The sequence below is a fragment of the Microbacterium terrisoli genome, from assembly GCF_030866805.1.
Classification (GTDB): domain Bacteria; phylum Actinomycetota; class Actinomycetes; order Actinomycetales; family Microbacteriaceae; genus Microbacterium; species Microbacterium terrisoli.
Genome location: NZ_CP133019.1, coordinates 1147971 through 1171826, shown reverse-complemented (window position 1 = coordinate 1171826; position 23856 = coordinate 1147971). Strand labels below are relative to the sequence as shown.

The window sequence follows — 23856 nt, the reverse complement described above, 5'->3', positions numbered from 1 at the left end:
CCCCGATCGGCGTGCGCCGGTGCGCCTGCGGTGCGCCGGCGGTGACGGGATCGCACCCGCATCCTGATAGTGTTGACCGGCACGCCTCCGTAGCTCAGGGGATAGAGCGTTGGTTTCCGGTACCAAAGGTCGCAGGTTCGATTCCTGTCGGGGGCACGAAGAGAAAGCCCAGGTCGTGCCTGCGGTTTCTTGCATTCGACGTGCGTCCGCATCCTGTGGATCGGCCGTTCGCGGTCCCGCATCCCCCTGCGAGCCGGCCGCGAGCGGGCACAGACGAGTCCGCCTCAGCCCAGCGAGCGCATCTCGTCGAATGCCTCCGTGATCCGCTGGGCGAGGTCCGAGGCCGACGTGCCGTCCCAGCCCCCGACGGCACGATGGAACGCGGCCAGCCCGACCTGGGCAGCCAGCAGCGCCGTGGCATCCGCGAGCCCGCGTGCGACCAGCGCGTCGCGCACAGCGTCGACGATGGCGGCGCTCTTGGCGTGCGCACGCTCCTGCAGGGCCGGGCTGGCGTCGATGACCGGTTGGCGAAGCTCGGCGACGCGGCGGCCGGCCACGAAGAGCGGGATCGATGCCATGAATGCGCGCGACAGCACGGCGAGCGGCAGGAGGTCGTCGGGCGCGGCCGCGACGGCGTCGACGAGGACGCGATTCACCTCGCCCTCACCATCGAAGAGGACCTCGCGCTTATCGGTGAAATGCCGGAAGAAGGTGCGCTCTGTGACACCCGCGCGCTCGGCGATCTGCGCGGTCGTCGTGGCGTCGTAGCCGTGCTCGCGGAAGAGAGTGAGTGCGGCCTCGCGTAAGCGCATCCGCACTTCGGCACCACTTCTCGGCATGGATCGATCCTACAGACTGTGTCAGCGACTGACGCAAAGTGATAATGTCAGTGACTGACAGAATGTATGTCGTCGATGCAAGGAGTCGCCATGGCCACCGTCTCTTCTCGAGTCGTCCGCTTCCACGAGTACGGAGAACCCCTCGACGTGCTGCGCGAGGAGCGCATCGAGATCTTCGATCCGGCGCCCGGACGCCTGCGCGTCCGAGTGCTCGCCACCGGGCTCAATCCGGCGGACTGGGAATTGTGCCGTGGTTTTCTGCGTGGCACTTTGCCCCGCGGCATCGGCTGCGATGTCGCAGGCGTCGTGGACGCGATCGGCGACGGGGTCGACGACGTCTCGGTCGGCGATCTCGTTGCGGGTGCCGCGGACGTCGCGGAACAGGAGAGCGCCGGTGCTGCAGACTACGCGATCCTCGCCTCATGGACGCGCGTGCCGGCGGGCCTCGATCCCGTGCAGGCGGCCGTGCTGCGGACGGTCGTCCAGACCGCTGTCTGGACCCTCGACGCCATGGGAGTAGACGCACACACGACTCTGCTCGTCCACGGCGCCGGAAGCATGGTGGGGTACGCCGCCGTCCAGGTCGCACGCGAGCGCGGTGCCACCGTCATCGCGACGGCGGGCCGGGCACTCGCCGCCGACCTCGAGGGATTCGGAGCGAAAGTCACTGCCTACGGCGCGGGCATGGGCGACCGGGTGCGGGCTCTTGCCGACGGCGCCATCGACCTCGTCCTCGATGCGGCGCCCAGCACCGTGGGAACCATCCCGGCGCTCATCGCCATCGCCGGTGACCCCGGCCACGTGTTCACGGTCAGCAACCACGCGGACGCGCGGGAGCTCGGCGCCGTCGTGAACCTCGATCTTCTTCGGGGCGGCGGCGGACTTCCGACGGACCCGATGCCCGACTACGTGGCGAAAGCCGCGCGCGGTGAATTCCGCCTCCCGATCGCACGCGCCTTCGCACTCGACGACTGGCGATCCGCTGCCGGACTCAGCCTCTCGCGCGCCGCCCACGGCAAGGTCGTTCTGCGGCCTTGACAGTCACGCCCGGCGGTAGGCCAGGTCACGGATGTCGCGACCCCTCTCGATGCCCTTGCGCTCGAACGCGGTCATCACGCGCCCGTCGAAACGCTCGGCCCACTCGCCCTCGAAGGCGCGCGCGAAGCCGGGCGCGGCATCCATCACCGTGACCATCTGCACGGCGTAGTCCTCCCAGTCGGTGGCCAGGCGCAGCATGCCGCCCGGGCGCAGGGCCGCGGCCGCGATGCCGGCGAACTCAGCGGTGATCAGCCGCCGCTTCGTGTGCCGCTTCTTGTGCCAGGGGTCGGGGAAGAACACCCACACTTCCGAGGCCGACCCCGCCGGCAGCAGATGCTGCAGCACTTCGGGTGCGTTAGCCTCGACCAGCCGAAGGTTGGCCGCCCCTGCGGCCGCGGCATCCTTCATCGTGCGCGCAAGCCCCGCGCGGAACACCTCGACGGCGAGAAAGTCGACGTCAGGACGAGTGGATGCCGCGTGTACGATCGCATGGCCCTGACCCGACCCGATCTCCACGATCAGGGGCGCAGTGCGCCCGTACACGGTCGCCGGGTCGAACCGTGCGTCGCGCGCCACACTGGTCGAAGCGATGTCGCGAGGCACGTCGACCAGGTACTGCGGCGCGAGCTCCTGCCAGGCGCGCTCCTGCCCGTCGCTCATCCGTCCGCTGCGGCGCACGAACGACACGGGGTGGTCGCGGAACGTGCGCGGCTCGGCGGGTTCGGGGTCGGTGTCAGACACAGCTCAAGGGTATGCGCGGTGAGCTGCGGCCCGCCTCACGGCTGTTCGGTGACGAAGTCGATGAGCTCTTCGACCCGGCCGAGCAGCGCGGGCTCGAGATCGCGGAACGAATGCACCCGCGACAGGATGTGCTGCCAGGCACGCGCGATGTCGGCCTGGTCCTCTGCCGGCCAGCCGAAGGCCCGGCACACCCCCACCTTCCATTCGATGCCTCGCGGAATGACCGGCCATGCCGAGATGCCCAGCGCCGTCGGGGTCACGCACTGCCACACGTCGATGAAGGGGTGACCGACGATCCGCAGGTGCGCGCCGTGCGGCCCGCGCAGGACCGCCTCGGCGATGCGGGCCTCTTTCGAGCCGGGCACGAGGTGGTCCACGAGCACGCCGTACCGGCGCGTGGCCGACGGCGGGTCGTCGCGCAGCGCGGCATCCAGCAGGTCGACGCCCTGCAGATATTCGACCACGACGCCTTCGGCGCGCAGATCGTCGCCCCACACCTTCTCGACGAGCTCTGCGTCGTGCCGGCCCTCGACGAAGATGCGGCTGGCACGCGCCACGCGGGCACGCGCGTCTTCGGCGGCGAAGGAACCGGATGCCGTGCGCCGAGGCGCTGCGGCCTGCACGGGCGTGGGCGCGGTCAGGATCACCGCCTGACCGTCGACGAGAAAGCCGGGGCCGAGCGCGAACACGCGCGTGCGCCCATGCCGGTCCTCGAGCTCGACCAATCCCTTGGCACAGCCGGTGACCGCACCGCAGAACCCATCGTCGGCGACCTCGATGACCGTGTCGCGGTCTGCCGGCACTCTCGGCAGCGTCTTGCGGAATTGCTCGCGCCATCCGGCCGACAGCACATCGGTGCCATAGCGATCGTCCATCTCGCCTCCCGAAGCGCCGAGCCTATCCCGGCCACGCCGGCCGGGACGGGACCGACGCACCGCTTTCCGAGTGCGTGCTCATCTGAATAGACTCGCGGGCAGGAGTGACATCGATGGGGAGGAACCGATGCGCCTACGTCGACTGCTGGCCGTCGCTGCCGCCGCCTCTGTGGCAGCGGTGATCGCAACGGCCGGCGCTGCCTCCGCCACCGACCCCGTGTCGCTCGGCCAGGGCTACGTGGTCGACGACGTCAATGCACTCGATTCCGGTCAGACCGCCGCCGCCGAGGCGGCGCTGGACGACCTGTACGACGCCACCGGGGTGGATCTGTACGTCGTGTTCGTCGACACCTTCACCAACCCCGACGACCGTCAGGACTGGGCGAACACGGTGGCCGACGAGAACGGCCTCGGCAGCACGCAGTACCTGCTGGCGGTGGCGACCCAGAGCCGACAGTTCACCATCTCGGCCGACGACAGCGGCCCGCTGAGCAACGCGCAGCTCGCCTCGATCGAGGCCTCGATCAAGCCGAAGCTGTCTGACGGCGACTACCTGGGTGCCATAACGACCGCCGCCGCCGGATTCCATTCCGAGCTGAAGGGCGGCTCGGGCGGCGGGTGGATCGGCGGCGTGGTCATCGCGCTCATCATCCTCGCGATCCTCGCCGTCGTGATCTGGCTGATCGTGCGCTCGCGGCGCAAGAAGACCGGCACGGCCGGTTCGGGCCCCGCGCTGGAGCAGCTCGACACGAAGGAGCTCGCTCGACGTGCCGGGTCGGCCCTCGTGCAGACCGACGACGCCGTGCGCACCAGCGACCAGGAGCTCGGCTTCGCCCGTGCCCAATTCGGCGACGATGCGACCACCGAGTTCGCCGCCGCGCTCACGCAGGCCAAGGCGAACCTCGATGAGGCGTTCGGACTGAAGCAGAAGCTCGACGACGCCACCGAAGACACCGAAGCCGACACGCGCAGCTGGAACGCGCGCATCATCCAGCTGTGCGCGCAGGCCGGACAGCTGCTCGACGAGAAGGCTGCGGCATTCGATGAGCTTCGCAAGCTCGAGCAGAACGCCCCCGAGGCGCTGGCCACGCTCCAGCAGCAGCGCACCGAGGTGGCCGCAGGAACGGATGCCGCTGCCGCCCGGCTGCAGGAGCTGGCGGCGTCGTACGCCCCCGAGGCACTGGCCACCGTGACCGACAACATCGACCAGGCACACCGGCGCCTCGCGTTCGGCGACGAGCAGATCGCGGCGGCGCAGAAGGCGCTGGCGGCGGGATCGGGCGGGCAGGCCGCCGTCGCGATCCGTTCCGCCGAACAGGCAGTCGATCAGGCGCAGTCACTGCAGCAGGCCATCGGCAAGCTGGGTGCCGACCTGGCCGAGGGCGAGAAGACCATCGCCACCATGATCACCGACCTCGAAGGCGACCTGGCGGCCGCCTCGGCACTGCCCGATGCAGACGGACGCATCGCGACGGTGACGGCGGCCACCCGCACACAGGTCGACGCGGCCAAAGCAGACATCGCGGGCGCCAAGCGGCATCCTCTCGCCACTCTCAAGGCTCTCGAAGCGGTCAACACGCAGATCGACGGCGTCGTGAGAGGCGCACGAGACGCCGCGGCCCGCGCCCAGCGCGCACAGCAGATGATCGGGCAGGTCATGATGCAGGCCCAGGCACAGGTCTCGGCTGCCGAGGACTACATCACAGCGCGCCGAGGCGCCATCGGAGCCGACGCGCGCACGCGGCTCGCGCAGGCCGGCGCCGAGCTCGTGCAGGCCCGACAGCTGCAGGCCGCCGATCCCGACCAAGCGCTGCAGCACGCTCAGCGCGCGGACCAGCTCGCCGGCCAGGCCCTGCAGCTCGCACAGAGCGACGTCGGCGGGTTCAACGCCGGTTTCGGCGGGCAGCAGGCCGGCGCCTCGCAGGGCGGCGGCAACGTGATGGGTGCCGTGCTGGGCGGCATCCTCATCAACTCCCTGCTCGGCGGCGGCAGCCGCGGCGGCGGGTTCGGCGGTGGATTCGGCGGATTCGGCGGATCGTCCGGCGGCTCCGGCGGCGGATTCAGCCCCGGCAGTTTCGGCGGCGGCGGAACACGCAGCCGTCGAGGGGGTGGTCGGTTCTGACCGCCGAGATTCTGACCTCCACGACCTGACACCGTGACCCGGAAAGGAAAACAGATGGCAAAGCAGTCCATCTTCGGCCGCATCTCGACACTCGTGCGCGCGAACATCAACGCGATGCTCGACTCGGCTGAAGACCCACAGAAGATGCTCGACCAGCTCAAGCGCGACTACGCGAACAACATCTCCGATGCCGAATCGGCCATCGCTGAGACGATCGGCAACCTGCGTCTGCTCGAGCGCGACCACGCCGAGGACGTGCAGGCCGCCACCGAATGGGGCAACAAGGCGCTGGCCGCGTCCAAGAAGGCCGATCAGCTGCGCGGGGCGGGCAACACCGCCGACGCCGACAAGTTCGACAACCTCGCCAAGGTCGCCCTGCAGCGTCAGATCAGCTCCGAGAACGAAGCGAAGGCCGCAGAGCCTCAGCTGGCCTCGCAGAACGAGACAGTCGAGAAGCTCAAAACCGGCCTGAACGGCATGAAGCAGAAGTACCAGGAGCTGAACGCGAAGGCGGCAGAACTGGTCGCCCGGCAGAAGACCGCCGAAGCCCAGAACAAGGTCGCCGATGCCGTCAAGTCCATCGACGTCATGGACCCGACCAGCGATCTGGGCAGGTTCGAGGAGAAGATCCGGCGGGAAGAGGCGCTCGCGCAGGGCAAGCAGGAGCTCGCCGCCTCGAGCCTGGACGCGCAGTTCAATCAGCTGGACGATCTCGGAGAGCTCACCGAGGTCGAGGCGCGCCTTGCGGCGCTGAAGTCCGGCGACAAGCCGGCGGTGGCGGCGGCTCCTGCCGCTGCGGCCATCGACGCTCCCACTGCTCCGTACACGCCCGGCCAGTGACCACACGCCGTCGGCGGGCTCGGATCCGAGAAGATCCGGGCCCGCCGATGGTGCGCGCGATAGAGTCTGAACAGCGCTCAAGGGGGCAGTCGTGACCCGTTTTCTCGTAGTGCCGCAGTGGCAGGGCTCGTCCTCATCTCGGGCGATGCAGCTCATCGACGGCGCCGCAGCGATCGCCGGAGACCTTCCGCGGACGGCGAGCGTCACCGTCGACGTTCCCGTCGAGGCCGGCGAATCGCTTGACTCGGGCGTGCATCGTCTGAGCGCTCTGCAACGCGTCGCGCGGATGCACCTGACAGCGCTGGCCGAGATCCTCGGCGAACACGTCGACGGTGCCCACGATGAGATCGTGCTGACCGTCGGCGGCGACGGCGGTGTGGCCACCACTGCGGCGCTGGCGGCGACCGGGGCCACCCGCGGTGAGCTCGACCCCGGTGCGGTCGTGGTGTGGTTCAGCGCCCACGCCGATCTGCACGACACCACCACCTCACCCACCGGTGCGTTCGACACGATGGCCGTGCGCGCCCTGCTCGACGACGCCGTGCCGCGGCCCGCCGAGCACGGGCTGGCAGCATCGCAGCTGCTGCTGGCCGGCGTGCGCGCGATCGAGCCCGCCGAGGCCGAGGTCGCACAGCGACTGGGCATCGGCATCCTGACCACCGACGATCTGACGCCCGCCTCTCTCGTGGCCGCCGTGCGCGAGCGCGGCGCGACGAGCGTGTTCATCCATGTCGATGTGGACGTGCTCGACCCCGGTGCGATGACGGGCCTTGCCAGCCCCGAACCGTTCGGGCTGGATGCCGCGGCCCTGATCGCGTGCATCGGCGCCGTGCGCGCCGAGGTTCCCCTGCGCGCGGCGGCGATCACGGAGTTCTCGCCCGCCTCTCCCGCTGCTGCGGTCGAAGATCTCGGCACGATCCTGCGTCTGGTCGGGGCGCTCGCGTGAGTCCGATCCCCGCTCCCCCGGCGGATTGGCGGTGCCGCGCGGACCGTGCCGTCGCCCGCGGCCGACTTCTGGACCGGCTGATCCCCGGGTTCCTGCTCGATTCGCGGTTCAGCCGCGCGGGCGCCTGGTACGGCACGACGGTGGGGTGGCTGTGGGGCAGCATCTGGAGCACCGGTCGCGTGGAGCGGTACGGCCGGCTCTGGGTGTTCCGGGGGCTGCCGGCGTGGGCCTTCCGCCGCGGCGGTGTATGCGTCGGGCGCTGTTTCCTCACCGGCGACGAAGAGCCCACCGAACACGTGCTCACCCACGAGGCGGTGCACGCGCGGCAGTGGGAGCGCTACGGCGTGCTCATGCCGCTGCTGTACCTGTTCGCCGGCAGCAATCCGTTGCGCAACCGCTTCGAGATCGAGGCGGGCCTCGAAGACGGCAACTACGTGCCGCGCGGGGCGTGACGAGCCGTCGGTTCGCTCAGTTAAGCCGGTACTCGCGGGGCGTGTGCACGCTCTCGCGCGCACGGCCCAGCCGCTCGACCAGGTGGTCGACGATCTCGGCGGCACCGAGGTAGCCGCCCGAGACGAACACCTGGGTGTGGTCACCGTCGGTGCACATCATCTCGTCGGCCCATGCGGTCACCGCACGGGTCAGCGCTGCACCGCGGCGGCACGAGGCTCCCGAACCGGGAGCGCCCCGGCGAGCCGAGCGGTCGAGCCAGGTGACCGTCATCCGTCCCGGGGCCTGCAGCCGGCCGATCCACGAGGCATCCGGCACCTCGATGAACACCCGCCCGGTCGCACACAGCGGCAGCGTGGCCAGCAGTGCCTGCGTCTGCGCCAGCGCCGTCTCGTCGGTGGCCACCAGGTACTGGACCAGGCCACGACGCGCGATGCGACGCGCGACGGCGCTCGTGGGCGCGGCGGCGGTCTGAGTGGCGGAGGCTGCGGAAACGGTCATGACCACGTCAGTCTACGGCAAAGATAGGCATGCCTTACCTCACTTCGACGGCTGCTACCGGATCGCGCACCGCCTGGCAGAATGAGCGCGTGACCGACGACGCCTTCGACGAGTTCTCGTTCCTGCCCGAGCAGGCCGCCGACAACGATCTGCCCGGCCCGCTCCCCCACGGCGAGCGCCGAGAGCTGACCCTGTCCGACGGTCGCGTGCTCAGTGCACTGCGGTATGCACCGGCAGACGAACCGGATGCCGTGCCCCAGGTCACGTTCCTGCACGGCGCGGGGCTGAACGCCCACACGTGGGACACCACGATCCTGGCGCTGGGCCTGCCCGCACTCGCGATCGACCTGCCCGGCCACGGCGACTCCTCCTGGCGCGACGACGCCGCCTATGTCGCATCGACCCTGGCACCGGACGTCGTGTCAGGCATCCGTGCCTGGACCGATCGCCCGCAGCTGCTGGTCGGCCAGTCGCTGGGCGGCCTGACGGCCGCCGCGGTCGCGGCATCCGCCCCCGACCTCGTGCGCGCACTCGTCGTCGTCGACATCACTCCCGGCATCGACCCGAACGGCAACGCGCAGCAGATCGCTCAGTTCTTCGCCGGGCCCACCGACTGGGCGAGCCGTGACGAGCTCGTCGAGCGTGCGCTGAGCTTCGGCCTGGGCGGCACTCGAGAGGCCGCCACCCGCGGCGTGTACCTGAACTCGCGGATCCGTCCGGACGGCCGCGTGGAGTGGAAGCACCACTTCGCGCACGTCGCGAACGCGCTCGCCGCCGACCCCGACGCCGCGCGCGCAACCGCCGAACGTCAGAACGCGGTGGGCGCGGTGCTCACCGACGCCTTGTGGGCAGACCTGGGCACCGCAGCAGCGGAGGTGCCCGGCGGGGTTACGCTCATCCGCGGCGACCGCGGCTACGTGACCGACGACGAGGCCGCCGAATTCCGCCGCCGACTGCCCGCCGCGACGGTCACCACCGTTCCCACCGGCCACAACGTGCAAGAGGAGATACCCGTCCGACTCGGTGGCATGCTGCGCGATGTGCTGCGCTGAGCAGGAATGCGCAGGTCCCTCCGGCACTTAACGGCTGTGTTGCGTTCACCTGACACGAAACGGTGCCGCCCGCGCGCTCCCTCTAGGCTGGTCGGCAGCCCGCGAAAGGATCTTCTCCCCATGCTTCGACGCTCTCTGGCGGCCGCAGTCGCCCTGGTCGCCGCCTCGACTCTCGTGCTGACCGCGTGCAGCGGGGCCGGCCCACAGCCGAGCGCGACCGGCACTCCCGACCCCGACGCCTCGGTCGCGATCCGGCTGGTGCTCGAGCCGAGCAACCTCGACATCCGGCAGACCGCCGGCGCCGCACTCGACCAGATCCTGATCGACAACGTCTATCAGGGGCTGGTCTCGCGCACCCCCGAGCAGAAGATCGTCCCGGCACTGGCCAGCGAATACACTGCCTCGCCCGACGGCCTGACCTACACTTTCACGCTGCGCGAAGGCGTCACCTTCGACGATGGGCAGAAGCTCACCCCCGACGACGTGGTGTGGTCGCTGACGCAGCACAAGACGCAGGCGACGTGGACCGACTCCGACCGCCTCTCGCGGGTGAAATCCATCACCGCTGACGGTCAGAAGATCACCATCGCGATGGCGCAGCCCGATTCGCAGCTGCTGTGGAACCTGTCCGGCCGCGCCGGGATCATCCTCAAGAAGGGCGACAAGGTCGACTACAAGACCCAGGCCAACGGCACCGGTCCGTTCACGCTGTCCAACTGGAAGCAGGGCGACTCGATCACGTTCGAGCGCAACGCCAAGTACTGGGGTGAACCTGCCAAGGCCAAAGAGATCGTCTTCGACTACATCCCCGACAACCAGGCGGCGCTCAATGCCGCACAGGCCGGCGAGGTCGACGTGCTGACCGGATTCGACGCGAACCTGAAGAAGCAGCTCGAGCAGAACGGCGACTTCAGGCTGGTGCTGGGCAAGTCGACCGACAAGGGCACCCTCGCCATGAACAGCCACAACCAGTGGCTGAAAGACAAGCGCGTGCGCCAGGCGATCCGGCAGGCCATCGACCACAAGGCCGTGATCGAAGCGCTCGGCTCGGGCCAGACGATGTTCGGCCCCATCCCCGAACTCGACCCGGGGTACGAAGACCTCTCCTCGGTCGCACCGTACGACCCCGCAGCATCCAAGAAGCTGCTCGCCGAAGCGGGCGCGAAAGACATCACGCTGACCCTCACGATCTACAACGGCTACGGCACGACGATCCCGCAGATCCTCGTCTCGGACCTGAACGCGGTCGGCATCACGCTGAAGGTCAACGCCGTCGAGTTCCCGACCTGGCTCAACGACGTGTACGTCAACAAGGACTACGAACTCAGCTTCGTGCTGCACACCGAGGCACGCGACTTCGAGAACTGGGCGAACCCCGACTACTACTTCACCTACGACAACCCCAAGGTGCAGCAGCTGTACCAGGAGTCGCTGGGGGCGACCACCGATGAGGCGGCGGCCGGCTACCTGCGCCAGGCTGCACGAATCGTCTCCGAAGACATGGCCGCCGACTGGGTCTACAACGGCGCATCGGTTCTGGGCGTAGCCACCGACATCACCGGGGTGCCCTCGGTGAACGTCAACGAACGCCTGAACGTGGCCGAGATCGCCAAGAGCAAGGGGTGACCCGCTACGCGCTGACCCGACTGGCCCTCCTGCTGGTGGGCCTGTTCGTGGCCAGTGCGCTCATCTTCTTCACCCTGCGGGTGCTGCCCGGAGACGTCGCACAGCTGATCGCGGGGACCAACAGCACGCCCGCGCAGGTCGAGGCCATCCGCGCCGATCTCGGTCTGGACACGCCGCTGACGTCGCAGTATCTGAGCTGGATCGGCGGCGTGCTGCACGGCGACTTCGGCAGGTCGCTGCTGACAGGTTCACCGGTCTGGGACCAGCTCGTGCAGAAAGCGCAGGTCACGGTGCCGCTGGGCCTTCTGGCAATGAGCATCGCGCTGGTGATCGCCGTTCCCCTCGGCGTGCTCTCGGCGATCCTGCGCGGACGCGCCGGCGGAACATCATTGAACGTCGCTTCGCAGGCGATCGCCGCGGTGCCGGTGGTGTGGGCGGGCATGATGCTCGTGGTGGTGTTCGCGGTGTGGCTGGGGTGGCTGCCCGCTCAGGGCTTTCCCCGCGCGGGCTGGCAGCAGCCGGGCCTCGCGCTGCGCGCCCTCCTGCTGCCGGCCCTGACGATCGGCCTGGTCGAGGGCGCCATGCTGCTGCGGTTCGTGCGCAGCGCGACCCTGCAGGCGGTCGGGCAGGACTTCGTGCGCACGGCGGCGGCGAAGGGCCTGACCCGCAACCAGGCGCTCATCCGCCATGGCCTGCCGAACATGGCACTGTCGGTGATCACCGTGCTCGGCCTGCAGGTGGCCGGCATCATCGTCGGCTCGGTCGTCATCGAGCAGCTGTTCTCGCTGCCCGGCATCGGGCGCATGCTCGTGGCCGATGTGGGCAACCGCGACCTCATCAAGGTGCAGGGCGAACTGCTCGTGCTCACCGGGTTCGTCTTGATCGTCGGCTTCGTCGTCGATCTCGTGCACCGCGCGATCGACCCCCGGCAGCGGGAGGCGGCATGAGCGCACAGACCACGCATCGGGCGCCGGCGCGGGAGCGGCCCGGCTGGCTGCGCCGCCTGTGGCGACTGTCCACCGGTCGGTTCGGGCTGATCGTGGCCGCCGTCATCGTGCTCACCGCGGCGGTGTCGCTGCTGTGGACGCCCTTCGACCCGCAGCACGTGGACATCGCCGCCCGCTGGCTCAGCCCGAGCTGGCCCCATCTCCTCGGAACCGACGGGTCGGGCCGCGACATCCTCTCCCTTGTCATGACGGGGGCCCAGACCACCGTGTTCGTCGCGATCGGCTCTGCGGTGATCGCCTCGGTGCTCGGCATCGCGCTGGCGGCGATGGGCGCCCTCACCGCGCGGTGGATGCGCGAGTCGGTGGCCGTGCTCGTCGACATCCTGATCGCGTTCCCCGTGCTGCTGATCGCGCTGATGATCGCCGGCGTGTGGGGCCGCTCGCTGTGGGTCGTGATCTGGGCGGTGGGCATCGGTTTCGGGGTGAACATCGCCCGCGTCACCCGGCCCGAGCTTCGCCGCGTGCGCCACAGCGACTTCGTGCTGGCCGGCACCGCGTCGGGCCTTTCGACCGCGCAGAACCTGTACCGGCACCTGCTGCCGAACGTCGCGCCCGTGTTCATCGTGCAGCTGTCGTGGGGAATGGCGGTGGCGGTGCTGGCCGAGGCGGGGCTGTCGTACCTCGGGGTGGGCGCACCGGTCACCGCCCCCAGCTGGGGCCTGCTGCTGGCAGAGCTGCAGCAGTATCTGACGGTGCATCCTCTGTCGGTGCTGTGGCCGGGGCTTGCGATCACGTTCACGGTGCTGGGCATGAACCTGCTGGGCGACGCCCTGCGCGAGGCGACGGATCCCACACTCTCGCAGGCCCGCGCAACCCCAGAGCGGATGTCGCAGCCGGGGGTGGTCGCATGAGTCTTCGGGTGCGGGACCTGGCCGTCGACATCGCCGGCACGCGGGTCGTGGACGGCGTGGGCTTCGATGTCGCCGACGGGCAGCGTCTGGGGCTGATCGGCGAATCCGGGTCGGGCAAGTCGCTGACGGCCCTGGCGATCCTCGGGCTGCTGCCGGACGGCGCACAGGCCAGCGGCAGTGTCCGCTGGAACGACCAGGAGCTGGTCGGCATGCCCGACCGACGGCTGGCACAGCTGCGCGGCGACGAGATCGGCATCGTCTTCCAAGAGCCGCGCACCGCGCTGAACCCGATCCGCACCGCCGGGCGACAGATCGCCGAGGCGATCCGCATCCACGAACGCATCAGCCGACCCGATGCCCGGCGGCGTGCGATCGCCGAGGCCGCGCGCGTCGCCCTGCCTGACCCGGAGCGGATCATCGACCGCTACCCGCACCAGCTGTCGGGCGGGCAGCGCCAGCGGGTCGCCATCGCTATGGCGCTCGCGTGCCGACCGCGGCTGCTCATCGCCGACGAACCGACCACGGCGCTGGACGTGACGATCCAGGCCGAGATCCTCGACCTCCTGCACAGCCTCGTCGACGACGACGGCATGTCGCTGATCTTCATCACGCACGACCTCGCCGTGCTGTCACAGATCGCATCCGACGGGGTCGTGCTCGAGCACGGGCACGTCGTCGAATCGGCCCCGGTGCGCCGGCTGCTGACCGAACCGCAGTCGCCGGTCACGCGGGGCCTGCTGCGCGATGCCACCGCGACGCTGTGGAAGCCGGAGGGCCGAGCATGACGGCATCCCTTCTTCTGCAGGCCCGCGGCCTCACGCGCCGCTTCACGGTCGCGCGCAAGACCCTCTTCGAGCACCGCACGTTCACCACCGCCCTGGACGACGCCGACATCGATGTGCGCGAAGGATCGGCGGTGGGTGTGATCGGCGAGTCCGGTTCGGGCAAGTCGACGCTCGTGCGGCTGCTGCTGGGCCTGGACACCCCGACGGCGGGATGGGTCGCGTTCGACGGGCGCAGAGTGGATGCCACGGCCCGTGCACGATCCCTGCACTGGCTGCGCCGCGAGACGGGCATCGTGTTCCAGGACCCGTACGCGTCGCTGGACCCGCGCATGAGCGTGGGGCGCATCGTGGGCGAGCCGCTGTGGGCCCTGGGGCTGTCGGGATCGGGCACTCCCGGCTCCGACGGCAGGCGCGAGCGTGTGCGCGAGGTGCTCGCCGACGTCGGGCTGGACGCCGAGATGGTCACTCGCTATCCGCACGAATTCTCGGGCGGGCAGCGCCAGCGCATCGCCCTGGCCCGTGCGATCGTGCACCGCCCACGGCTGCTGGTGGGCGACGAACCGCTGTCGGCGCTGGATGTCACGGTGCGCGCGCAGATCTTGCAGGTGCTCGCGCGACTGCGCGAACGCGACGGCCTGTCGATCGTGATGGTCTCGCACGACATCGGCGTCGTGCAGAACCTGTGCGACGAGGTCGTGGTGATGAAGGACGGCCGCATCATCGAAGAGGGACCGACCGAGAAGGTCCTGCTCGAGCCCCAGGTCGCCTACACGCGGCGCCTTCTGGCGTCGATTCCGGTGATCGACCCGGACGCGTGAGCGCGGCGGCGTCACGGCCGGATGTCGCGGCCGGGCGATACGGTCAGAGCATGCACTACGGCATCGTTCCCCCGTTCCTTCTCGACCGCGTGGCCCAGGCCGACCAGCCGCACTTGGCGCGCGCGGCCCGGGCGGCACGCCGCACTCTCGTGGCACCGCGGGAGTACCGCCCGCACCGAGCCCAGCTCGAGCTGAGCGTCGAGGACGGGGAGCTCGTCGCCCGCGCCGAGCCGTCGCCGGACCGAACGATCACCGATGCGCAGGGCACCGAGAACCTGCCGGGCACGACGGTGCGCACCGAGGAGCAGCCGCCGGTCGGCGACACGACGGTCAACGAGGCTTTCGACGGCCTCGGCGAGACGTTCGAGTTCTACTGGGAGGCCTACCAGCGCGACTCGATCGACGGTCGCGGCCTGCCTCTGGAGGCGACGGTGCACTACGGCCACGACTACGACAACGCCTTCTGGAACGGCGAGCGAATGGTGTTCGGCGATGGGGACGGCGACGTCTTCGCCGGGTTCACCGGATCGATCACGGTGATCGCGCACGAACTGACGCACGGCGTGACCGAAGCAAGCGGTGGCCTGGACTACCAGGGTCAGTCGGGGGCGCTGAACGAGTCGATCTCGGATGTCTTCGGTGCGCTGACCGAGCAGTTCACCGAGGGCCAGTCGGCAGACCAGGCATCGTGGCTGATCGGCGCCGGTGTGCTCGCACCGGGCATCCACGGAGTCGCCCTTCGATCGATGAAAGCGCCCGGCACCGCGTACGACGATCCCGTGCTCGGCAAAGACCCGCAGCCGGCGACGATGGCCGACTACGTGCAGACCACCGACGACAACGGCGGCGTGCACATCAACTCCGGCATTCCGAATCACGCCTTCTACCTGTTCGCGACCGCATTGGGCGGCAAGGCGTGGGAGCGTGCGGGCCTGGTCTGGTACAAGACGGTGACAGCGGGCACCCTGCCCACGAGCGCCGACTTCACGACGTTCGCGAACGCCACCCTGACGGTGGCGCACGCGGAGTACGGTGAGACCTCAGAGGAGGCCGCCGCCGTCCGCACCGCGTGGACCAGTGTCGGCGTACTGAAGGATGACAGGCCCTGACGTCGTTGTGACGGTCGTGCGCACCGGAGGCTTCGCCGGCATCCGCCGCGAATGGACAGCCGAACCCACCCGCGACCAGGCGCCGCACTGGATCACGCTCGTCAAGGAATGTCCCTGGGACGACGAGGACGCTACGGCAATCCCCGACGCGGGGGCGGACCGGTTCGTCTGGCGCATCGAAGCACGCCTGGGCGACGACAATCGCCGCGCGGAACTGCCCGAGACGCACTTGCACGGAGCCTGGCGCGACCTCGTCTGCGAAGTGCAATCGTTCGAGAGCACGCCCGGGCGCTGAACCTGTCCGGCCGCGTCGCTCGTTCGCGACGCTTCGGGCTGCGCGGGTCAGTAGGGTGCGGGGTTGTCGGCGAGTTGTTGTGCGAACTGGTGTTTCAGGTGCGGGTCAGGGTCGATCAGTTGTACCGGGGTGAATCTGACGGTCCCGGGTGGTCTGGTGGTGTGGACGCGTCGGGTGGGGGCGGTGAACCGGAGGATCCCACCGGGGAGTTGCTCGACCGACCAGTCGGTGTCGTGTTTGACGGTGTGATGCCTCTTGCAGAAGTGTTCCAGGTTGCACAGGCACGTCGGCCCGCCCTGCGCGTACGGGATGGTGTGGTCGATATCGCAGGTTTGGGCGGGGCGCCGGCAGCCGGGGAACCGGCAGTGCCGGTCCCGGACCTGCAGGAACAGTTTCTGTTTCTTACTGGGCCGGTACCGGTCCACGCTGATCGGGATCCCGGAGCACGGGTCGGTGAACACCCGCACCCATGTTTTCGCGAGCCCGGCAAGGTGTCGGGCGGTGTCGGTATCGATGGGTCCGAACCCGTCCACCGCGGCCCCGCCGACCGTGGCCCCGGCAAGGGTGGCGGCAGGGATCGTCACGTGCACGGTCGGGACGATGCTGTTGACCGCGTCTCTGCCCGCGTCGGTGGTGCCGTGCCCGTGCGTGTTCCCGGTCAGCAGCAGGTCGCAGAACACGTCGGCCATGATCTGCGTGTGCGTGCGCTCATCGAACACCACAGCATCCGCATCCACATCCTCGCCATCGACGCTGGCTTCGCTGGCGGCGGCTTCGGTAGTACCGGCGCCCGCAGCTTCGGCGCCATCAGCCTTGGCCGCAGCGTCAGCCGTGGCCGCGGCGTCCGCCGCGGCCTTCTCCGCCACGGCCTTCTCCGCCACGGCCTTCTCCGCCGCGGCCTTCTGCGCCGCAACGTCAGCAGCGGCGGCTTCGGCATCGGCCTTGGCGGTGGTGTTCTGGTCGTGCAGTTCGGTGGCCATCGCCCGGATCCGGTCGATGATGCCCGCACCCTGGGTGGTGGGCACATCCGCGGTGATCCGGGTCAGACCCGGCTCGATCTCCCGGGCGGTGACCTTCCGGCGTGCCACCGCGTCCCGCACCCGCCTCTCGCAGCCTTCCGGGTCCAGGCGCTGCACCAGCCCGGCCAGGGCCGCCTTCAACTGCCCCGGCGTCAGCTCGGCCGCCAGCTCCCGCGCGATCCGTTCGAACTCCGCCCGGATCCTCGCGTTCTCGATCACCGTCCCCGCGTCGGCGATCAGCATCGCGTGCTCCCCGGAGAAGACCCCGCAGCTCGCGTCGCACAGCGTCTCATGGAACTGGTGCATCAACGTCCACGCCGAGGACACTTTCCGCGCGACCTGCCATTCGCTGAGCTTGAGTGCGGCACCGATCTCGGCGAACACCTCCCGCATCCCCAACTGCGAACTCCGGGTGATCGCCCCCTCATGGACCGCGGCACGCTCCGCCTCCCGGCGTTCGACGATCCCGGCGACCTGTTCGAAGAAGAACATCTCCGCCGCGAACATCCGCGCCGCCCGCTCCCGCGACGCGGTCAGATCACCCACCAACTCATCCAACTCCACCAGCACCGGAGACAAGCCCTCATCCATTGACATCGACGGCCTCCCTCCCGGATGATCGATATCACCAATACTATCGAAGATACCTTCGGCTAGTCAAGAGTGATCGTCGTCGGGTTTGCCAATGACAGCCGGCTTGTACACATCGCCGCGGGACAGAAGCCATTCGACAAACCATCGATCCACTGAGCACACTGTCGAACCTAACAGCGACAGCCGACAGTGCGCGCCCCGAGAACGTCAGTCGGGCAGGCGCCAATCGACCGGGGCTGCGCCCTGCTGCGCGAGCAGTGCGTTGGCACGGGAGAAGGGCTTCGAGCCGAAGAACCCGCGGTGCGCCGACAGCGGCGACGGATGCGCGGACGAGATGATCGGTGTCTGACCGAGCAGCGGACGCAGGTTCGCGGCATCCCTCCCCCACAGGATCGCCACCAGCGGGCCGCCGCGGTCCACGAGTGAGCGAATCGCATGCTCGGTGACCTTCTCCCATCCCCAGCCCCGATGGGATGCCGGGGCCCCCGGCGCAACCGTCAGCACACGGTTCAGCAGCATGACTCCCTGGTCGCTCCATGCCGACAGGTCCCCGTGGGTCGCCGGCGGGATGCCGAGGTCGTCGCCCAGCTCCTGATAGATGTTGGCGAGGCTGCGCGGCAGCGGCCGCACATGCCGGTCGACGGCGAAGGACAGCCCGATCGGATGCCCAGGCGTGGGATACGGGTCCTGGCCGACGATGAGCACTTTGACCTCTGCGAGCGGCCGCGCGAACGCGCGCAGCACGCGGTCACCGGCCGGCAGATAGTGCTTGCCCGCCGCGACCTCGGCACGCAGCCGTTCGCCCATGGCGGCGATGTCGCCACTGACGGGCTCCAGCCGCTGCGCCCAACCGGCGTCGATGAGGCCGGCGTCGGCCAATTCGGGAAGAGTCATCGCCACAACTCCAGCGTAGACGCGGGCACCCCGCGCGCCGCCCATGCTCGTCTTCGGCCGGCGCTCAGGCGCCCAGCGTCCGCACCAGCACTCCCTGGTCGGTGCGTGTGACGCTCCAGACGCTGCCTGACCCCGCTACGCGCAGCGCGCCGCTGCCGGCGATCAGCACCGTGTTCTCGTCGACCGCGGCTCCAGCATCCACCACACCGGCCTCGACGGCGGCGATCAGGCGCGACAGCGTGCCCCACTGCGCGGCATGCACGTCGATGGAGATGTCGACCAGACCGATCCCCGGCAGCACGCTGAGCTCGTCGAGGTCTTCGCCGGCGTCTTCGGGCGCGACCTCCACTCCCCCGACGCGCCACCCGCCCACGACCGCCCGCGATGAGGCGATGGCCGACCCGGCCGAGAAGCCGAGGTAGGGAACCCCTGCGAGCACCCGTGCACGGATCAGGTCGAAGTGCGGCTCGATGCGGTCGCGATACACAGGGGTCAGTCCCCCGCCGATCATGATCGCGTCCACGTCGTCGAAGGCGGTCACCGGGATCTCATCGTCGAGGTCTCCGGCGGTGACGACCGGGTCGAACGCACCACCGGCCGCAGCGTGGGCGATCAGCTTGGCGGCGTGCTCGTGCCCGTCGCCGTCGCGCACCGAGATCACCGCGATCCTCGGGACGTCGCGTCCGGCGGTGACCCCGCGCGCGGTGGCCTCGGCCACGAAAGCGCGGTAGGCCTTGCCGTCGGGCTCGTCCTGCCAGCCGCCGCCGACCAGGTGGACGCTCACTCGCGCACTTCGAGCGGACCGCGGGCGAGCAGGTGCGCGGCGGACTGGGCCACCGGGCGCATCGTGACCAGATCGAGGTTGACGTGCCCCGGCGCGTTCAGCGCATAGGCGATCACGTCCGCGACGTCGTCGGCCGTGAGCGGCGCGGGAACGTCCGCATAGACGCGGTCCGCGGCACTCTGATCCCCGCGCAGACGGTTCAGCGAGAACTCCTCGGTGTGCACGAGTCCCGGCGCGATCTCGATCACACGGATCGGCTCGCCGTTCAGTTCGAGTCGCAGGGCGTGCGCGAGCATGGCCTCGCCGGCCTTGGCCGCGTTGTAGCCGGCGCCGCCCGGGTAGGCGTCCAGCGCAGCTGTCGAGGTGACGAACAGCGTGTCGGCGTGACCGGCGGATGCCGCGGCGCGGCGCAGCAGCGGCAGCACAGCGGCGATGAGCCGCTGCGTGCCCAGGACGTTCGCGTCGAACATCCACTGCCAGTCCTCGGGGCGGCCGTCCTCGACCCGGTCGGTGCCGCGGGCGCCGCCGGCGACTTGCACGACCGCGTTGACCGGACCTGTCTCGCCGAGCCAGCCGGCGAGTGCGTCCACGTCCTCTTGCCGCGTGAGATCTGCGGCGAAGGCCGTCGCCCCCGTGGCGGCCTCGACCTCGGCGAGCTTGCCCGCCCGTCGTGCCACGGCCACGACATCCCATCCTGTCGCCCTCAGGGCCCGCACGGTCGCCTCGCCGATCCCTGAACTCGCCCCGGTCACCACTGCACGTCTGGTCATGGATCAACCGTACCGAGTCGGCCCCGGCGAACATTACGTCATATTCCGGGCTCGTTGTTGACACGCAGGGCCTTCCGTACTCTCGGGAGCGTCGTCCTACCCGCCTTGGTCGACCCGATACCCGAGGAGCATCCGATGTCTGCACCCGAGAACTGGCGCTTCGAAACCGCCCAGATCCACGCCGGCGCACAGCCCGACCCGGTCACCGGGGCACGCGCCACACCGATCTACCAGACCACGTCGTACGTGTTCAAGAACACGGAGCACGCGGCGAACCTCTTCTCGCTGGCCGAGTCCGGCAACATCTACACGCGCATCCAGAACCCGACACAGGACGTCGTCGAGCAGAGGCTCGCCGCGCTCGAAGGCGGCACCGCCGCGCTGCTGACGGCATCCGGGATGTCGGCGGTGACCCTCGCCATCCTCAACATCGCCAGCGCCGGCGACCACGTGGTCGCCTCGTCGGCACTGTACGGCGGCACCTACAACCTGCTGCGCTACACGCTGGAAAGGCTCGGCATCTCCACGACGTTCGTCTCGGACCAGGATGACGCCGAGGCATGGCGCGCCGCCGTGAAGCCGAACACCAAGCTGTTCCTGGCCGAATCGATCGGCAACCCGAAGATCAACGTCCTCGACATCCGCACCGTCGCCGACATCGCGCACGCGGCCGGGGTTCCGCTGATCATCGACAACACGATCGCCACTCCGTATCTGCTGCGTCCGTTCGAGCACGGCGCCGACATCGTCGTGCACGCGGCCACGAAGTTCCTCGGCGGCCACGGCACCGTGATCGCCGGCGCGATCGTCGACGGCGGCACCTTCCCCTGGTCGCAGCACGCCGACCGCTTCCCGGGCCTGACCGAGCCCGACCCGTCGTACCACGGCGTCAGCTACAGCGGTGTGCTCGGCGACGCCATCGCCTACATCATCAAGGCGCGCGTGCAGCTGCTGCGCGACCTCGGCCCCGCGATCTCGCCGAACAGCGCCTGGCAGCTGATCCAGGGCATCGAGACGCTGTCGCTGCGCATGGAGCGTCACGTGCAGAACACGCAGGAGATCGCCGAGTGGCTTGAGGCGCGCGACGACGTCGCCTCGGTCAGTTACGCGGGCCTGCCCAGCTCGCCGTGGTACTCGCTCGCCAAGAAGTACACGCCCAAGGGCGCCGGCGCCGTGTTCTCGTTCGAACTGACCGGCGGCGTGGACGCAGGCCGCGCGTTCGTGGACGCCCTCACGCTGTTCAGCCACCTCGCCAACATCGGGGACGTGCGCTCGCTGGTGATCCACCCCGCGTCCACGACGCACTCGCAGCTCTCGCCCGAAGAGCAGCTCTCCAGCGGTGTGACGCCGGGCCTGGTGCGCCTGTCGGTGGGCCTGGAGAACGTCGAGGACCTGAAGGCCGACCTCGAGCAGGCCCTGGCAGCCGCGCACGAGGTGCGCGAGGCCGCGCGGGTCTGAGCCGCGCCGACTCTGAACCGCGTCGACTCTGAACCGCGTCGACTCTGATCCACAGAGACACAGAACCCCTCCTCAGGGACAGGATGCCCCGCCCGATCTGTTCACTCAGGTCGCGGCGGGGCATCCGTCGTCCGGCACCGATCGTGCGACCCGGCGTCGCGCGTCAGGCCGAGGCATCCCACCACCGCAGCACCCGGAGGGCACGCAGCGTCACCCAGCGGCTCGGGAATCCCTCCCGCTCCCCCTCCATGTCGAACAGCGTCGGACCCTCGTGCGTGTTCTCGAGGCGCCACAGGCCGTCGGCGCCGCGCCGAGAGCGCACCAGCTCCACGGCAGGAGCGCAGCGCGGGTCGCGCTCGGGCCGAGCACGCCGCAGGTAGTCCAGCCCGCGCAGCACGTCGTAGTACCAGCGCACCGGGTACGAGGCCAGGGTGAATCGCGGGTCGATCACCTCGCCCGTGCTCCGGCGCTGGAAGAGCCGCCGCTCCAGCAGGTACTCCTCGGCGTCGTGCCGTGCGGCACGCGAGGCCGCGGTGCCTCCCGTCGCCTGCTCCCACGCCCACAGCCCCTCCAGCACGCAGATGGTCGAGTGCAGGGAGGCCACCGTCGCGCCGTAGTCGGCCCAGCAGTTCCAGCCGCCGTCGGGCAGCCGGCCGGCCAGAGCGCTGTCGACCACGGTGTCGACGGATTCACCGAAGTAGGCACCGACCGTCATCACCACGCCGTTGACGCAGGGCTCGGTCTCGCCGTCGAAGTATCGCTCACCCGCGTGATCCCACCGCACGTTCTCGCGCACCCGGGCGATGGCCTGCCGGACGCGGGGGTCGCCGGGGTCGACACCGAGATCGACGAGCTGCTGAAGGCTGAAATGGGTCGCGGTCCACGCGTCGTACATCGGCCGGGACTCGTCGGCCCAGCCGGGACGGTAGACACCGCCGTCCCAGAGCCCGTCAGCGGCCTGTTCGGCCAGCAGCCGAGCGCCCCACCCCTCCGCTGCCACACGCGCACGCTCGGCGGCGATCTCCTCCGGCGCGGCGTCGGTGAGATCGCTCATCGCCTGCCAACGGATCGCCGGGTCACCGGCGAGCAGATATTCCATCACCTCGTCCATGACCGCGACGTTACGCGCGGGCTCCGACACTCTCGCGCCTTCAGTCGGACGCACCCGCGCCCGTAACAGGCAGCGGCCACAGCGCACGGCACGAGAGAATGGACAGCGTGGATTGGCAGCAGACGCCCGAAGACACCGTGCCCAGCGCACCGGTGACCGAGGCCGATGCCCGATCCCTGCTGGGCCGCCCGCCGGCCAGCGGCGCATGGCGTGACGGCGACCGGCCCGGCAACCGCCGGTTCGCGGGCATCGGCGCGTTCCGCACCGAGAACGGCGCCGAGCTGCCGTTTGTGCGCATGGCGTACGAGTCCTGGGGCGAGCTGAACGACGCGCGCGACAACGCCGTGCTGATCCTGCACGCGCTCACCGGCGACAGCCACGTGCGCGGCGAGGCGGGTCCGGGTCATCCGACCTCGGGCTGGTGGGATGAGATCGTCGGTCCCGGCTGCGCGATCGACACCGACCGCTGGTTCGTTCTCGCCCCGAACATGCTGGGCGGATGCCAGGGTTCGACAGGACCGGCGAGCATCGGTCCGACCGGTCGGGAGTGGGGCTCGCGATTTCCCTATGTGACGATTCGCGATCAGGTCGCCGCCCAGCAGCGCCTGGCCGATGCGCTGGGCATCGACCGCTGGGCTGCGGTCATCGGCGGGTCGATGGGCGGCATGCACGCCCTGGAATGGGCGATCACCGAGCCGGACCGCGTCGCGCGGCTCGGCATCCTGTCTTCTCCTCCGTTCAACACCGCCGACCAGATCGCCCTGAACTCGGTGCAGCTGGAGGCCATCCAGATCGACCCCCATTTCGCCGGCGGCGACTACTACGACGCCGGCGACGGCGCAGGGCCGCACCGCGGACTCGCGCTTGCCCGCCGCATGGCGCTGCTGAACTACCGCAGCCCCACCGAGCTGAACCAGCGATTCAGCCGTTCCTGGCAGTCGGGCGTCTCACCCCTCGGCGACGACGGCCGGTTCGCCGTCGAGTCCTACCTCGACTTCCACGGCAACAAGTTCACCCGCCGATTCGACGCGAACAGCTACATCCGGCTGGTCGAGGCGATGGACTCGCACGACGTGGGCCGCGGCCGCGGCGGCATCGAAGACGCTCTCGCACGAGTGACCGCGACCACGCTCGTGCTCGGCATCGACACCGACCGGCTGTTCCCGGTCGAAGGACAGCACCGCATCGCCCGCGGCATCGGCAATACGCTCGACGGCAGCGAAGCGGTCGTGATCGCCAGCGACTTCGGCCACGACGGATTCCTCATCGAGACAGACCTCGTCGGTCTGCACCTGCGACGGCTGCTCGCGGCGTGAACCGCACGCGCACGC

The 23856-nt window shown here is 69.7% G+C and carries 24 protein-coding genes and 1 tRNA gene; 16 read left to right on the top strand and 9 right to left on the bottom strand.

What is annotated here, in order from left to right:
• Window positions 1-83 precede the first annotated feature (83 nt).
• Window positions 84-156, top strand: a tRNA-Arg gene (locus QU603_RS04830).
• 128 nt (window positions 157-284) lie between these two features.
• Here QU603_RS04830 and QU603_RS04825 read toward each other — a convergent pair.
• Window positions 285-839, bottom strand: coding sequence for a TetR/AcrR family transcriptional regulator (locus tag QU603_RS04825; RefSeq protein WP_308493362.1), 555 nt, complete (start codon window positions 837-839; stop codon window positions 285-287).
• Between the two features lie 90 nt (window positions 840-929).
• On the opposite strand from QU603_RS04825, the gene QU603_RS04820 reads away from it, so the two are divergent.
• Window positions 930-1877, top strand: coding sequence for an NADP-dependent oxidoreductase (locus QU603_RS04820; RefSeq protein WP_308493360.1), 948 nt, complete (start codon window positions 930-932; stop codon window positions 1875-1877).
• A 3-nt stretch (window positions 1878-1880) separates the two neighbouring features.
• On the opposite strand, the gene trmB is transcribed toward QU603_RS04820, so the two are convergent.
• Both trmB and QU603_RS04810 read right to left on the bottom strand, forming a co-directional pair.
• Window positions 1881-2618, bottom strand: a complete 738-nt coding sequence (trmB, locus tag QU603_RS04815; protein WP_370655328.1) for a tRNA (guanosine(46)-N7)-methyltransferase TrmB — start codon at window positions 2616-2618, stop codon at window positions 1881-1883.
• Between the two features lie 35 nt (window positions 2619-2653).
• On the bottom strand, window positions 2654-3493 hold the full coding sequence (locus QU603_RS04810) for a DUF3097 family protein (RefSeq protein ID WP_308493359.1): 840 nt from the start codon (window positions 3491-3493) through the stop codon (window positions 2654-2656).
• A gap of 127 nt (window positions 3494-3620) precedes the next feature.
• Here QU603_RS04810 and QU603_RS04805 point away from each other — a divergent pair, with 127 nt between their 5' ends.
• From QU603_RS04805 to QU603_RS04790, 4 genes are all read left to right on the top strand, one after another.
• Window positions 3621-5615: a TPM domain-containing protein gene (locus QU603_RS04805; RefSeq protein ID WP_308493358.1), complete on the top strand. Its 1995-nt coding sequence runs from the start codon at window positions 3621-3623 to the stop codon at window positions 5613-5615.
• Between the two features lie 54 nt (window positions 5616-5669).
• Window positions 5670-6455 carry a PspA/IM30 family protein gene (locus QU603_RS04800; RefSeq protein ID WP_308493357.1) on the top strand — a complete coding sequence of 262 codons (786 nt, stop codon included), beginning with the start codon at window positions 5670-5672 and terminating at the stop codon, window positions 6453-6455.
• 91 nt (window positions 6456-6546) lie between these two features.
• Window positions 6547-7401: an arginase family protein gene (locus QU603_RS04795; protein ID WP_308493356.1), complete on the top strand. Its 855-nt coding sequence runs from the start codon at window positions 6547-6549 to the stop codon at window positions 7399-7401.
• Entirely contained in the window at window positions 7398-7853 is a 456-nt protein-coding gene (locus tag QU603_RS04790) for a Fe-S oxidoreductase (protein ID WP_308493355.1), read from the top strand. Before QU603_RS04795 ends, QU603_RS04790 begins: the two co-directional genes overlap by 4 nt.
• A 16-nt stretch (window positions 7854-7869) precedes the next feature.
• Here QU603_RS04790 and QU603_RS04785 read toward each other — a convergent pair whose 3' ends face one another.
• Entirely contained in the window at window positions 7870-8352 is a 483-nt protein-coding gene (locus tag QU603_RS04785) for an SIP domain-containing protein (RefSeq protein ID WP_308493354.1), read from the bottom strand.
• An 89-nt stretch (window positions 8353-8441) separates the two neighbouring features.
• Here QU603_RS04785 and QU603_RS04780 point away from each other — a divergent pair, with 89 nt between their 5' ends.
• The 8 genes from QU603_RS04780 to QU603_RS04745 all read left to right on the top strand — a co-directional run bounded on the left by QU603_RS04780 (window position 8442) and on the right by QU603_RS04745 (window position 15895).
• Window positions 8442-9404: an alpha/beta fold hydrolase gene (locus QU603_RS04780; protein ID WP_308493353.1), complete on the top strand. Its 963-nt coding sequence runs from the start codon at window positions 8442-8444 to the stop codon at window positions 9402-9404.
• Window positions 9405-9524: 120 nt separating this feature from the next.
• On the top strand, window positions 9525-11030 hold the full coding sequence (locus tag QU603_RS04775; protein WP_308493352.1) for an ABC transporter substrate-binding protein: 1506 nt from the start codon (window positions 9525-9527) through the stop codon (window positions 11028-11030).
• Window positions 11027-11977 (top strand): ABC transporter permease, encoded by a 951-nt coding sequence (locus QU603_RS04770; protein ID WP_308493351.1) that lies wholly within the window; start codon window positions 11027-11029, stop codon window positions 11975-11977. Before QU603_RS04775 ends, QU603_RS04770 begins: the two co-directional genes overlap by 4 nt.
• A complete protein-coding gene (locus QU603_RS04765) occupies window positions 11974-12888 on the top strand; it encodes an ABC transporter permease (protein WP_308493350.1) in 915 nt (304 codons plus the stop codon). Before QU603_RS04770 ends, QU603_RS04765 begins: the two co-directional genes overlap by 4 nt.
• A complete protein-coding gene (locus QU603_RS04760) occupies window positions 12885-13673 on the top strand; it encodes an ATP-binding cassette domain-containing protein (RefSeq protein WP_308493349.1) in 789 nt (262 codons plus the stop codon). The genes QU603_RS04765 and QU603_RS04760 overlap by 4 nt, the downstream gene beginning before the upstream one ends.
• Window positions 13670-14491 (top strand): ABC transporter ATP-binding protein, encoded by an 822-nt coding sequence (locus QU603_RS04755; RefSeq protein ID WP_308493348.1) that lies wholly within the window; start codon window positions 13670-13672, stop codon window positions 14489-14491. Before QU603_RS04760 ends, QU603_RS04755 begins: the two co-directional genes overlap by 4 nt.
• Before the next feature lie 50 nt (window positions 14492-14541).
• Window positions 14542-15600 (top strand): M4 family metallopeptidase, encoded by a 1059-nt coding sequence (locus tag QU603_RS04750; RefSeq protein WP_308493347.1) that lies wholly within the window; start codon window positions 14542-14544, stop codon window positions 15598-15600.
• The gene (locus QU603_RS04745) at window positions 15587-15895 is read left to right on the top strand and encodes a protealysin inhibitor emfourin (RefSeq protein ID WP_308493346.1); all 309 of its coding nucleotides are present in this window, start codon (window positions 15587-15589) and stop codon (window positions 15893-15895) included. Before QU603_RS04750 ends, QU603_RS04745 begins: the two co-directional genes overlap by 14 nt.
• 47 nt (window positions 15896-15942) lie before the next feature.
• On the opposite strand, the gene QU603_RS04740 is transcribed toward QU603_RS04745, so the two are convergent.
• The 4 genes from QU603_RS04740 to QU603_RS04725 form a co-directional block, all read right to left on the bottom strand.
• Entirely contained in the window at window positions 15943-17505 is a 1563-nt protein-coding gene (locus tag QU603_RS04740) for an HNH endonuclease signature motif containing protein (protein WP_308493345.1), read from the bottom strand.
• A 210-nt stretch (window positions 17506-17715) separates the two neighbouring features.
• On the bottom strand, window positions 17716-18408 hold the full coding sequence (locus tag QU603_RS04735; RefSeq protein ID WP_308493344.1) for a uracil-DNA glycosylase: 693 nt from the start codon (window positions 18406-18408) through the stop codon (window positions 17716-17718).
• A gap of 58 nt (window positions 18409-18466) precedes the next feature.
• Window positions 18467-19186 carry a type 1 glutamine amidotransferase family protein gene (locus QU603_RS04730; protein ID WP_308493343.1) on the bottom strand — a complete coding sequence of 240 codons (720 nt, stop codon included), beginning with the start codon at window positions 19184-19186 and terminating at the stop codon, window positions 18467-18469.
• On the bottom strand, window positions 19183-19956 hold the full coding sequence (locus QU603_RS04725; protein WP_308493342.1) for an SDR family oxidoreductase: 774 nt from the start codon (window positions 19954-19956) through the stop codon (window positions 19183-19185). Before QU603_RS04725 ends, QU603_RS04730 begins: the two co-directional genes overlap by 4 nt.
• 135 nt (window positions 19957-20091) lie before the next feature.
• Between QU603_RS04725 and QU603_RS04720 the strand changes: the two genes are divergently transcribed.
• Window positions 20092-21414, top strand: coding sequence for a bifunctional o-acetylhomoserine/o-acetylserine sulfhydrylase (locus QU603_RS04720; protein WP_308493341.1), 1323 nt, complete (start codon window positions 20092-20094; stop codon window positions 21412-21414).
• A 163-nt stretch (window positions 21415-21577) separates the two neighbouring features.
• Here QU603_RS04720 and QU603_RS04715 read toward each other — a convergent pair whose 3' ends face one another.
• Window positions 21578-22525, bottom strand: coding sequence for a hypothetical protein (locus QU603_RS04715; RefSeq protein WP_308493340.1), 948 nt, complete (start codon window positions 22523-22525; stop codon window positions 21578-21580).
• A gap of 107 nt (window positions 22526-22632) precedes the next feature.
• On the opposite strand from QU603_RS04715, the gene metX reads away from it, so the two are divergent.
• A complete protein-coding gene (gene metX / locus QU603_RS04710; RefSeq protein WP_308493339.1) occupies window positions 22633-23841 on the top strand; it encodes a homoserine O-acetyltransferase MetX in 1209 nt (402 codons plus the stop codon).
• Window positions 23842-23856: the final 15 nt, after the last annotated feature.